This window comes from Arcicella sp. LKC2W (genome assembly GCF_034931005.1).
Lineage (GTDB): Bacteria > Bacteroidota > Bacteroidia > Cytophagales > Spirosomataceae > Arcicella.
Genome location: NZ_JAYGIN010000015.1, coordinates 166,769 through 179,867, shown reverse-complemented (window position 1 = coordinate 179,867; position 13,099 = coordinate 166,769). Strand labels below are relative to the sequence as shown.

6 protein-coding genes are annotated in these 13,099 nt (G+C 33.9%); 4 read left to right on the top strand and 2 right to left on the bottom strand.

The window, feature by feature from the left end; translation table 11 throughout:
* The first annotated feature begins 76 nt into the window (after nucleotides 1-76).
* The 4 genes from VB796_RS13810 (at nucleotide 77) to VB796_RS13795 (ending at nucleotide 8,734) form a co-directional block, all read left to right on the top strand.
* Nucleotides 77-3,397 (top strand): VCBS repeat-containing protein, encoded by a 3,321-nt coding sequence (locus VB796_RS13810; protein WP_323347147.1) that lies wholly within the window; start codon nucleotides 77-79, stop codon nucleotides 3,395-3,397.
* A 59-nt stretch (nucleotides 3,398-3,456) separates the two neighbouring features.
* Nucleotides 3,457-5,004 (top strand): VCBS repeat-containing protein, encoded by a 1,548-nt coding sequence (locus VB796_RS13805; protein ID WP_323347146.1) that lies wholly within the window; start codon nucleotides 3,457-3,459, stop codon nucleotides 5,002-5,004.
* A 158-nt stretch (nucleotides 5,005-5,162) separates the two neighbouring features.
* On the top strand, nucleotides 5,163-6,293 hold the full coding sequence (locus VB796_RS13800) for a DUF4249 domain-containing protein (RefSeq protein ID WP_323347145.1): 1,131 nt from the start codon (nucleotides 5,163-5,165) through the stop codon (nucleotides 6,291-6,293).
* Between the two features lie 41 nt (nucleotides 6,294-6,334).
* Entirely contained in the window at nucleotides 6,335-8,734 is a 2,400-nt protein-coding gene (locus VB796_RS13795; protein WP_323347144.1) for a TonB-dependent receptor, read from the top strand.
* A gap of 67 nt (nucleotides 8,735-8,801) precedes the next feature.
* On the opposite strand, the gene VB796_RS13790 is transcribed toward VB796_RS13795, so the two are convergent.
* Nucleotides 8,802-9,617, bottom strand: a complete 816-nt coding sequence (locus VB796_RS13790) for a response regulator (RefSeq protein ID WP_323347143.1) — start codon at nucleotides 9,615-9,617, stop codon at nucleotides 8,802-8,804.
* Nucleotides 9,618-9,665: 48 nt separating this feature from the next.
* Nucleotides 9,666-12,818, bottom strand: coding sequence for a ligand-binding sensor domain-containing protein (locus VB796_RS13785; RefSeq protein WP_323347142.1), 3,153 nt, complete (start codon nucleotides 12,816-12,818; stop codon nucleotides 9,666-9,668).
* Nucleotides 12,819-13,099: the final 281 nt, after the last annotated feature.

Below are 13,099 nucleotides of genomic sequence, written 5' to 3'. Positions count from 1 at the left end.
ATCTGGTGTAATATGCTTTTATACAAAATGGATAAGATTGTTGTAATACCTAAAATTCTCAGAGAAGCCCAAAATGATGTTAAAATTATTGCCTTTCCTTTCTTTCATAATTTTATTTTCTTGTAAGAAAGAAACAGAAACTGCGGTGAGTGATGTTTCAGCTTTTACACAACTAAATAATGAAGAAATAGGAGTGAATTTTGAAAATACCGTTGAAGACCAAGAAAATTTTAATATCCTTACCTACCGAAATTATTATAATGGAGGAGGCGTTGCTATTGGAGATGTCAATAATGATGGCTTGAAAGACATCTATTTTACCGCTAATATGAGTGATAATAAATTGTACTTGAATAAAGGAAAAGGAGAAAAAGAGACTGTACAGTTTGAAGATATTACTAATCAAGCGGGAGTAAAGGGGAAAAAATCGTGGTGTACAGGAGTTACAATGGCAGATGTAAATGCTGACGGATTTCTGGATATTTATGTGTGTTATTCGGGAGGAGTATTAAAAGATAACAAAGAAAATGAGCTTTTTATCAATAATGGAATTGCAAAAGGTGGCGTGCCTACTTTTACCGAAAAAGCCAAAGAATTTGGTTTAAATGATGCAGGAAGTACAACTCATGCTTCGTTTTTTGATTATGATTTGGATGGAGATTTAGATTGTTATGTACTAAATGATAGTTATAAATCGCCCGATAAAATAGCATTGGTGGGGCGAGAAAAATTTGATGAGAAGGCAGAAGGTGGTGATAGATTATACCGTAATGATGATGGCAAGTTTGTAAATGTTACGCAACAAGAAGGTATTTTTTCGAGTGATATTGGTTTTGGATTAGGAATTTCAGTAGGGGATATTAATGGAGATTTTTACCCTGATATTTATATTTCAAATGATTTTTGGGAAAGAGATTATCTTTATATAAATCAAGGAAGTGGGACTGCTTCGTCGCCACAATTTAAAGAAGTATTGCCAGAAAAAATGGCTTATACTTCGTTGTCAAGTATGGGGTCGGATATGGCAGATATTAACAATGACGGTCATTTGGATATTTTTAGCACTGATATGCTTCCTCCAGATAATCAACGGTTGAAAGCTGCCACTAAATTTGATGATTATTATTTAGCCGATTACCGTTTCAAAAATGGTTATCATCACCAAATGTTTCAAAATTGTTTGCAGGTCAATAACGGAGATGGGACATTTCAGGAATCCGCTTTTTTCTCAGGAGTTGCAGCAACCGATTGGAGTTGGGGAGCATTGGCTTTTGATATGAATTTGGACGGTCAAAAAGATTTATTTGTCAGTAATGGTGTCTATAATGATATTACAGATTCAGATTTTGTGGATTTTATTGCTGACCCATCGGAAGTTAAAAAAATCGTTGAAGAAAAAGGGAAATATGATTTTAGAGATTTTGTGAAGTTTTTACCTCATAATAAAAGAAAAAACTATGCTTTTATCAATCAAGGAAAACTACATTTTGAGAATTTGACATCAAGCCTAAATCTTGACCAAGAAGGATACAGTAATGGTTCTGCCTATGGAGATTTAGATAATGATGGCGATTTTGATTTAGTAGTAAATAACGTAAATATGCCTGCTTTTATTTATCAAAATAATGCGGTAGAAGAGAAAAAGAATGCTTTTGTGAAGTTCAAATTAGCAGGAAGTGAAAAGAATAAATTTGGCATAGGTTCTACGGTTTTGGTGTATCAAAAAGGGAGTGTGCAAATGGCTCAAAGTATGTCGTCGAGAGGATTTGAAAGCTCGGTTGACTCTGATATTATTTTTGGACTTGGAAATAATACTGTCATTGATTCAGTCAGAATTATTTGGACAGATTTAAAGACGCAAGTTCTCAAAAATGTTCAAAGTAATACAATACTTACGCTTGATTATAAAAATGCCATTGGTGTTTATAAACCTCAAGTTATTCAGCCCCAAATCAACTTTAAAGATATTACTAATCAAGTAATTGCTGATGCCACTCATGTTGAAAACAAATATGTAGATTTTGATTCTGACCGTTTAATGCCTCACGTACTTTCTGCTGAAGGGCCTAAAATGATAAAAGGGGATGTCAATAAAGATGGAAAAGAAGATTTTATATTATTGGGGGCAAAAGATGGGGCAGATAAATTGTTTTTGAATAACGGAAACAAATTTATTGAAAGTAAACAGCCGTCTTTTATAGCTCAAAACCTATCTGACCATATTTCGGGGGCTTTATTTGATGCCGATACTGATGGAGATTTAGACTTTTTAGTAGGTTGTGGAGGGAATGAATATAAGCTTGGCATTGCGGGTTTTACTGCCATTTATTATGAAAATAATGGGAAAGGAGAATTTACAAAACAGGATAGTAAAGCTCCAATAATAAAAGGGCAAATCAGTTGTATAAAACCCTGTGATTATGATAATGATGGCGACATCGACCTTTTTGCAGGTGGAAAAGCAGTGCCAGGTGGATACGGTTTGAATCCACGTAGTTTCATGTTACAAAATGATGGAAAAGGGCATTTTACAGATGTTACTAATGAATTTACAGGCCCACTTGGTATGGTTACTGATGCCGTTTGGTCAGATATAAATGCAGATAAATTACCCGATTTAATCGTTGTGGGAGAATGGATGCCCATTACGGTTTTTGTGAATGAAAGTGGCGAATTTGTAAAACCTCATTTAATTCCGAATAGTGAAGGCTGGTGGAATTCTATCAAAATGAGTGACATAGATGGTGACGGAGATATAGATTTTATGTTGGGAAATTGGGGGCAAAATATCAAACTCAAAGCAAGTCTTGAAAAGCCATTAAACTTATATGTCTATGACTTTGACCAAAATAAAAGACCAGAAGTTGTGATGGAATGGTTTACGCAAGAAGACGTAATACCATACCCTTTTGCCAGTAAAGCTGATTTGACGGCTCAGATGCCTACCCTCAAAAAAACAGGTTTGAAATACCAAGAATTTGCCCAAAAACAGGTGAAAGATTTATTTGATAATAAACTGTTAGTGAAAGCATTACAAAAAAGAGTAGTCAATTTTTCATCTTCTGTTTTGTTAAATAAAAACGGTGATTTTGTTTTGGAGTCTTTACAAAATGAAGCACAAATGTCGCCAGTGTTTGCCATTGAAACAGGTGATTTTGATAAAGATGGAATCACAGATTATTTTTTAGGAGGCAATTTTTACAGATTGAAACCCGAAATGGGCAGACATGATGGTTTCAGTGGTGGGTATTTTAAGGGCATAGGTAAAGGTAAATTTGTATATAAATCTTCGGTCAATTCTGGAATTAATATCAAAGGCGAAGTAAGAGATGCCTTGTGGTTGGATAAAAAACTTATCATCGCCCGAAACGATGCTGCTGTAATGATATTTCAGTAAATAGTTAAAGTCTTTAAGGTTTTGACTATCAGAATCTTAACGTTTAAAGTTAGCCAAAAATGTTTTTATCATTTAGAAATATAATAGTGCCATTGGTTGTATTAGTATTGCTGTACAGTTGTAATAATACTCCGAAAAAAGAGCCATATACGCCACCCAAACCTCAAAATTTGTCAGGAAAAGTATTGGCACAAACCTATTGTGGTAGTTGTCACCAAGTGCCTGACCCTACAATGTTGGATAAGAAAACATGGGAAAAAGGGGTACTTCCCAAAATGGCGTATAGACTTGGCGTTGACCAAGATTTTTTCAAGCTATTTGCCAATGTTGATGCGGATGAAATGCAAATTGTTTTGGGTGCAGGTATATATCCCGAACACCCACAATTGGCAATGGAAGATTGGGAGAAAATAAAAAAATACTACCTCGATAATGCCCCAGAAAAACCAATTAAACAAGATGAAAAACCTAAAGTAAAAGTTGGTTTAACGGATTTTGAGGTAAAACCATTGAAAGTATGGGGTGACGAACCGCCAAGAATAACTTTAGTGAAATTTAATCCTGAGTCGCAAGAAATATATGTGGCTTGGAGAGGCTTTAGCAATTTTATTAAAAAATATAATGCAAAGCTATTGAAAACAGACTCCATAACGGTTCAAAGTGCGGTTTCTGATATTATTCCTAAAAAAGAATCGCTCAGTATTTTGTCGATGGGAATTATGGATCCCAGCGACAAATCAAGAGGAACACTTACGCAAGTTGATAAAACCAAGAAAGTTTCCAAACAATTAGATAGCCTCAAAAGACCAGTTCAGATGAGTTATGGCGATTTGAATCAGGATTCGGTTGAAGATGTACTTATCTGCAATTTTGGAAATGAAATAGGGAATTTAACATGGTACGAAGGAGGAAGTATGAAACCTCATCTTTTAAAGGCATTGCCAGGGGCAAGAGTTGCTTATTTGAAAGATATGAACAATGATAAATTACTTGATATTGTGGTTTTAATGACCCAAGCCCGTGAAGGAATTTCTATTTTTTACAATAAAGGAAAAGGAGAATTTGATGAAAAAGAAATCCTTCAATTTTCGTCGGTTTATGGCTCAAGTTTCATGAGTTTAGTTGATTTTAATAAAGATGGATTCACGGATATACTTTATACCAATGGAGATAACGCCGATTTGTCTATTTCACTAAAAGCTTATCATGGAATCAGAATCTTTTTAAATGATGGTAAAGGAGCCTTCAAATTGGGATATTTCTACCCAATGTACGGAGCATCAAAAGCTCTTGCTGCTGACTTTGACTTGGATGGAGATTTGGACATTGCCGCTATTTCATTCTTTACCGCTCCCGACCAAAAGCCCAATGAAGGTTTTTTACTCCTTAAAAATAAAGGAAATCTGAGATTTGATGCTTCAACCATTCAAGAAGCTAAATCAGGGAAATGGATGGTAATGGATGTGGGTGATATGGATAAAGATGGTGATGATGATATCATTCTTGGTTCGTTTCTAAGAGGAGGAATGTTAGGTTTAGAAGGGTTAAGTTTTAAAGGAAAAAGTCCACCAGCCGTACTTGTTTTAGAAAATAAACATTTTAAATAGCTTCTAAGTGTTAGCCGATTGACTCCCCAAAAGTTATAAAGACTTTTGGGGAGTTTGACTATGAAATATAATGCATTGAAAATAAGTACCTTACCAATTCTTAAATCACTAATAACTACTTACTCAAACAGTTTTAACTATATCCCAAAATTATCAACGTGAAAATTATAAGTTACTTATTTTGTCTGCTTATTGCCTTCGGAGCAATGAGTTGTATAGACCCCTATTCTTTAGATTTTAATCAGAAAAATAGCGTATTGGTTGTTGAAGGATTTTTGACAGATGATTCAGTAAAACCTGATACGATAAAAATTCAATATTCAAATTTCGAGAATGAAGTCGTTTCAATTGTTCCAATTGCTTCCGTAAAAGCATCTGTATTAAATGTGGAAACAAATGAAGAAACAAAGCTGATAGAACAGCCTAAAGGCGGTTTTTTACCTCCCAAGAATTTCAAGATAAAGATTCAAAATAAATATATTTTGAAATTTAGCTTACCTAATGGACAGAATTATGAATCAGCCCCAGAAACAATAACACCAACGCCAGCCATTGCTAAAGTTTATGATATTTTCAATCCTAAAAGTGTGCTTTCGGAAGATGGGAAAAAATATCTATCTGCCAATGAAGTTTATTTGGATACTCAAGACCCCAGCGAACAGAAAAACTATTATTTGTGGCGTTATATCCACTTTGAAAGGCTTGGTTTTTGTATCACCTGTACAAAATCTCAGTACAGCGTACAAACAGGTGCGTGTAGTATTCCACTCGCTAATTTTAACAGAACGGCTTATTACGATTATCAATGTGCGGGCGACTGTTTTTCTATTTTTAAGAGTAAACAAGTAAGCGTACTTTCAGATGTAGCCTCGAATGGGCAACTGATTAAAGGTAAATTAATTGCCAAAATCCCTAATTACAGTCCAACGGGGTGCTTAATACAAATCCAACAAATTAGTATTTCTCCAGAAATGTTTTTGTACTTTAAAATCCTTGAGGCACAAACGCAGTCTAATGGAGGTTTGGCAGATACACCGCCTGCTGGTATTGTAGGTAATATTAAAAATATCACCACCCCAACTGAAAAAGTAGTAGGGTATTTTGGAGTAGTATCCATTCAAAAGAGCAATTATTGGATTGATAGAAAAGACGCAAAATCGCCTTACGAATTAATATTAGGACACGAAATATCCGTAGAGAATTCTACTGCTGATACCTCAAGACCACCTTTTGCTCCTTGTACTGCCAGTTCTACCAGAACACCTATTAAACCAGATGGTTGGCAGTAAAGCGTATCAATCTTTCAAATATTTCTAATCCAAAATATGGCATGAACTCAAAAGTTATACTTATACTCATTTCGTTATTTTTAACAAGTAGCGGAATTTTTGCACAGCAATCATCACTCATTAAAATTACCGTTAAAGACTCAAGTGATAATACACCACTCAAAGACATTGTTATCAAAATTGACTTTAAAAGAGCAAATTTTTCTTCGAGTGAAAACGGTGTACACACTTTTTATCTCCCACAAGGCGAATATGGAATTACCATTAGTCATTTGGGTTATAAAACTTTCAGAGAAAGAATCAACGTCAAAAAACCGATTATTGAATTATTAGTTAGTTTAATAAACGTAGCGAAGGAATTAGATGAAGTCGTTGTTAATAATCAAGGTGGAAACGGGGGGAATGTTTCCCGCCAATTATTAGGCGTTACACCTCTAAGTATCAAAACGATTAAGAAAATCCCTGCCATGATGGGAGAAACGGACGTTTTGAGAGGCTTACAAATGCTTCCTGGTGTTACATCGGTAGGTGAAGCTGCCAATGGTGTCAATATCAGAGGAGGAACAACAGACCAAAACCTCATTCTTTTAGACGATACCCCAATTTTTAATCCAACCCATTTGTTCGGATTATTTTCTATTTTTCCTCCCGATGCCACCGCAGGGTTAGATTTATACAAAGGCGGAATTCCATCTCGTTTTGGCGGACGAGTTTCGTCGGTAATTGATATAAGTTTATTAAACCCCTCTTTAGAAAAATTTAAAGCCAGCGGAGGTATAAGTTTAGTAGCCAATCGTTTGACGATAGAACAACCCATTATCAAAGATAAAATGGCGGTTTTAGTTTCAGGGAGAGCATCTTATAATGACTTCTTCTTCAAATTGGGACCTCCTAAATTGCAAAATATCAGAGCTAATTTCTATGATTTGGTCACGAAGGTATTTTACAGAATGAATGCAAAAAATACGTTAACTTTTTCGGGCTATTTGAGTAATGATTTTTTCCAGACTGATTTATTAGGTACAGTTAGTAATGTTAATGCAACCAGTACACAATATGCGTATTCAACGAAAAATGCTTCGTTAAAATGGTTTCATTCGTTCAACTCAAAGCTAAATATCCAAACCTCCGCTATTTTAACAGATTATCAACCCAAAACGCTTTTGCCTGAGTTGAATTCAACGAATACTGTCAATATTGAATCAGGAATTGTTTATCAACAACTAAAATCCAGCCTTAGTTACGCCCTCAATGATAAACACCATTTTGAAGGTGGTATAAGCTCAATTTTATATACAATCAATCCAGGAAAACTTAATCCTGGAACGTCCCAAAGCGTAAATCCGATAATTATTCCAGAAGAAAAAGGTATTGAATCGAGTATATTTTTGGAAGATGAAATCGCTCTTAATAAACGTGTAAGTTTATCGCTTGGATTGAGATATTCTCATTATATGGCATTGGGAGCAGCTACCGTAAGAAACTACGAAGCATCTCAGCCACTCAATGATTTTAGCGTAATAGACTCAACCAAGTATAAATCAGGAGAAGTATTTGCTACTTATGGAGGTTTCGAGCCTCGTATTTCATTCAAATATTTACTGACAGAAAATTCGTCGGTAAAGGTTGGATATAGCTTGATGAGACAATATTTACAAGTGGTTTCCAATACTACTACGCCATTGCCAACATCACGTTGGACGATGAGTAATAAATACATAAAACCGCAAGTAAGTCAATTAATTTCAGCAGGATATTTCAAAAACTCTGCCAATAATATCTACGAATTTTCTTTGGAAGGATATTATAGAAGTACAGAAAATGTATTGGATTTTAAACCTGGAGCAGATTTTGTATTTCAGCCATTCATTGAAACCCAAACCTTGCAAGGAAAGGGGAAAGCGTATGGTTTGGAGTTGATGTTGAGTAAGAAAAAAGGTGAAATAACTGGTTGGGTAAATTATACTTATTCAAGGGCGTTGAATCAAATAAATGTGGGAAAGAGCTTTGGAGAGCAAATAAATAGTGGAAATTGGTATGCAACCAATTTTGACCGTCCGCATAGTTTTAATGCCACCGTGAGTATATCACAAGGAGGACACCACGAATTTGGTTTTACTTTTGTTTATAATACAGGAAGACCTTTTACCGTTCCAGAAGGATATGTACAGTATAATGAAGTGAAATATCCGTATTATTTAGAAAGAAATAATGAGAGAATTACCGACTATCACAGACTTGATTTTTCATGGACAATCAGAAATCCATCTATGACTAAGAAACGTTGGGAAGGCTCATGGACATTTGGAATTTATAATATTTACGGCCGTCAAAATGCGTATTCGGTATATTTGAAATCTGAAAAAACAATCAATGCGTACCAATTAACGATATTTGGGTCAGCCATTCCATCATTGACGTATAATTTCAAATTTATGTAAGAGTGATTTTTGACAATTAGTTATTGGTGATTAGAAAATGGGTAAATTACTAATCACCAATAGCCAATTACTTAAAAAAAACGGTCTTTAAATCTAAAGCATTATTCAGAATATCCTCTTTATCCAACACTTTAGAATTCATATATTCGGAAGGAGTGATGTTAAATTGTTTTTGGAAATTACGAGCAAAATTACTTTGCGAACTAAAACCAACCATATAGGATACTTCAAAAATTCGATGATTACCTTCAGCTAATAATTCAGCCCCACGCTTTAAACGTGTAATATTGATTAATTCTATGGGCGTTAATACCGAAATCGCCTTGATTTTTCGATAAAGTGTAATACGACTCATATTCATAATTTGGGCTAATTTCTCCACATCCAAATCCGTATCTTCAAGATTTTTATTGATAGTATCATGTAACGCTTCTAAAAACGATTCGTCAGCTTTGGTATGGGCAATACTTTTAATATGAACAAGCGGAGAGCTGGCAAAATATTCCCGAATCATGTTTCGGTTGTTTAGTAAACTCGCAATTTGTGCTTGAAGATGTTCTTTTGAAAATGGTTTTTCAATATAAGCATCTGCTCCCAATTCAAGCCCTTGCACCTTAGCTTGCATACTGTTTTTGGCAGTAAGTAAAATCACAGGAATATGAGAATATTCAAAACTACTTTTAATTTTTTGACAAAACTCAAATCCATCCATCACTGGCATCATCACATCACTAACAACTAATTGGACTGTTTCTTTATCAAGTACACTGAGAGCTTCTGTACCATTTTCGGCTTTCAAAATGGTATATTTTTGTCTGAGCATTCTTTCCAAAAAATCCAGAATCTCATCGTTATCATCTACAAGTAAAATGGTTGGTAACATAATTTTTCGATAGTTTGGGTTTCAAATGTGATTGAATTTAAACAGGTTTTAAAATAGATGATTTTGCGAATGATTTACAATAATTCTATCTTGGTTAATTGGTAATATAAGTACAAATATGATTGAATCGTCAGTGGTTTCTTTCAGGTATAAATCGCCATTGAGTAGTTGTGTCAAGGAACGAGCTAAAGCCAATCCAATACCTGTTCCTTCTTGTTTTGCTTCTTTTAATCTATAAAATGGCTCAAAGATTTTCTCTTTTTTCTCCAATGGAATTTTCAATCCATCATTCTCAAATTCGATAGTATAATTGATGGCATCTTCAGGAATAGGTAAAATTCTGACTGATACTTTTTTTAGGGCAAATTTGATAGCGTTATTAAAAAGATTACTGAAAATTTTGTTTAATGCTTCTTCATCAACAAAGGCATAAATATCTTCTTGGAGATACTCAATGGTATATTCAAGTTTTCTTTTTTTGGCAAGTGGAGAAAAATTTTGATATGATTCTTTCAGTAAATTAGAAACATTTAATCTATTAAAGTCTATGCTAAAACTGTTGGTTTCTACTTTTCTGAAATCTAAAATTTGTGTTACGAGTAGAATCAGACGATTGGTATTTCTATCCATCAATACAATGTCCTCCTTTATTTCGGGAATGTCATCTACTTGTTCTAATAAATTTTCAATAGGTCCTTTTATTAACGTTAAAGGCGTTCTGATTTCATGTGCCAAATTAGTAAAAAAATCAATTTTTGCTTCATAAACTTCCTTCTCTTTTCGGTCTTGAATGATGATGTGATAACTCACAAAGACATTATAAATAATAGCTATCAAAATGATAGAATATAAAATGTAAGCTCCTAAAGTTGCCCACCAAGGGGATAAAATAGTAATGACTAATTGTTTTTCGGCGGTTGTATGGCTTCCGTTAATCGAGGCTTTTAAATTAAAAATGTATTTTCCTGGTGAAAGATTGGTAAAATAAACCTTACGATTTGGCTTTATTTCAGTCCATTCTTTATCTAAACCTTTCATAAAATAACTGAAAGAGGTCATTTCTGGGGAATAATAACTCAAAACAGTAAAGTCAATACTGAATGAAGATTTATCGTGCGGTAGTGTGATTTCATCGGTATAAATGATTGATTTTTTTAAAAAAGAATTCTTATTACCAATAATTTGCTCTTTATTTTCGACTTTGAAATCAGTAATATAAATGGGAGCTTTCACAATTGCCTGCAAAACATTCTGCGGGTCAAAAGTTACCATACCCTTAATACTTCCAAAATATATTCTCCCGTTTTGGTCTTTATAGCCTGAATTATAATTAAACTGGTCGCTCAATAACCCATTATCAATTGTATAAGTAATAATTTGCTTATTGAAAGGATTATAGTTGGCTAATCCACGAGAAGTGGCAATCCAGAAAGTCTTATTATTATCTTCCAAAACCTTCAAAACGAAATTGCTGGGTAATCCGTCTTTCATGGTGAGAGAAGTCATCGTTTTGCGGTTTTTGTCTAATTTACAAACACCTCCGCCTTCTGTCGAAAACCATAAACATTGTTGACTATCCTCAATCATGCTGTTGATGTCATTATTTGTCAAAGAATGTGGTTTTTTAGAATCATTAAAAAAATGTCCTTTTTCTTTGGTGGTCGGATTATAAAAAAACACGCCTGTATTAGTCCCAATCCAAAGAATTCCTTTTTTATCTTCCAACACTGACGTTGTAAAAGTATTATGTGGTATTTCATTGGCAACCTCAAAACCACCCATTTTAGGATTGTATTTGGATAAAGAACGAGCAGTTGCCACGAAAATTTCGCCAGATTTTGTTTGGCAAATATTCATAATAAAATTACTTTTCAAATCATATTTACCTAATCCTGCATTATAATGTTTCTTGATTTTTCCAGTTTTAATGTCCATGATGTCAAGCCCATGTTCAAACGTCCCAATCCATAAATCATCACCAACATTTAATAAGCCCTGAATATTGGTGTATGCAATACTGTTTTTGCCAACATTGGGAATAAACTGAGTAATTGAACCTGTTTTGGGGTTTAGTTTGTTCAAACCTGCATCTTCTGTACCAATCCAAATATTGCCAAATCTGTCTGGACAAATCTCTCGAATAACATTGCCACTCAGTGTTTTTGATGAATTATCAGCAAAATATTTTTCAAATAATGAGTTCCGTTTAGAATAATAATTAACGCCACCAAAGAAAGTACCAGCCCAAATTCCACCTTCGTTATCTTTACAAAGCGAATAAACGGCATTGTCGGTTAAGGAAAATGGGTCAAGAAATTTCTTTGTGATGTTTGTAAAATGATTGGTTTGAGTATTGAGAATAAAAATACCAGACTCCGTAGCGAGCCAAAGTTCATTAGGGAAAAACGGTTTTATATCACGGACGTGAATGATATTGTTTGATTTGCTATAAATTAAAACGTCTTCATACGTTTTGGTAGGAACATGAAATTTCTTTAATCCTTGATTGACCGTACCAACATAAATGGTTTCTGAACCCAAACATGAAATCGTCTGAATCAATTTGGAAGAAACCTTGCCTGAATGTGAAAAAACATCATATTTCTGAAAAGTTTGAGTACGTGCATCAAATTTTTGAATAAAACCATCTCGTGTTCCTACCCAAATTTGTCCTGTTATATCCGACGAAAGTGAGGAGGCTGGAAAGTATTTTGCTATTGGAAATTCAACCAGTTTTTTGGTTTTAAAATTATATCTCCACAGCGTAAAAGCTGAAATAAACCAAATTTGATTATTATTATCTATCTGGATATATTTCACTTCTTTGAGGGTATCTATCAACGGAATTAGTTTTTCATTTTCATAATCGAAATAGAATAACCCTTTTGAACTCCCAACCCATAATGTGCCTTTTTTATCAGGAGAAATACAATATATTAAATCTGTATGTAAAGAGTTTTTAGGGTTATCGGTTTTGTAAGTTTTGAAATGATAACCATCAAAACGATTTAGACCGTCCTTTGTTCCAAACCACATAAATCCCTTTTTATCCTGTGTACTACAATAAATGGCATTATTTGAAAGACCATTTTCTACCTGATAATGCCTGAAAAAATAGGGTTGAGCTATTATTTTGAAAGTACAAAATAATACAAGAACGACGGCTTTTGGCAGAGATGAAATATATTGAGGGGTTTTCAAAAGACTATTCGTGGGTTTGGTTGACAGTGTACTTGAAATGGTGATATAAAGTTAAGACAATATTACTCAAGCGTGATAAAATGAAACAATATGTGGAAATAATGATAATTTTTGAATCAATTGACAAAAATGGAAAGCATAATTTTGTGATGTATTCTGAGAATGATTCAAAGTCAAAATAAAAATATAACTCTTTGTGAGTCAAATTTAACTTGCGTCAATAAGTACATATTTTTTCCGCAAAAATTCAATAAAAATTAAGTAATAAACGATTGGGTATA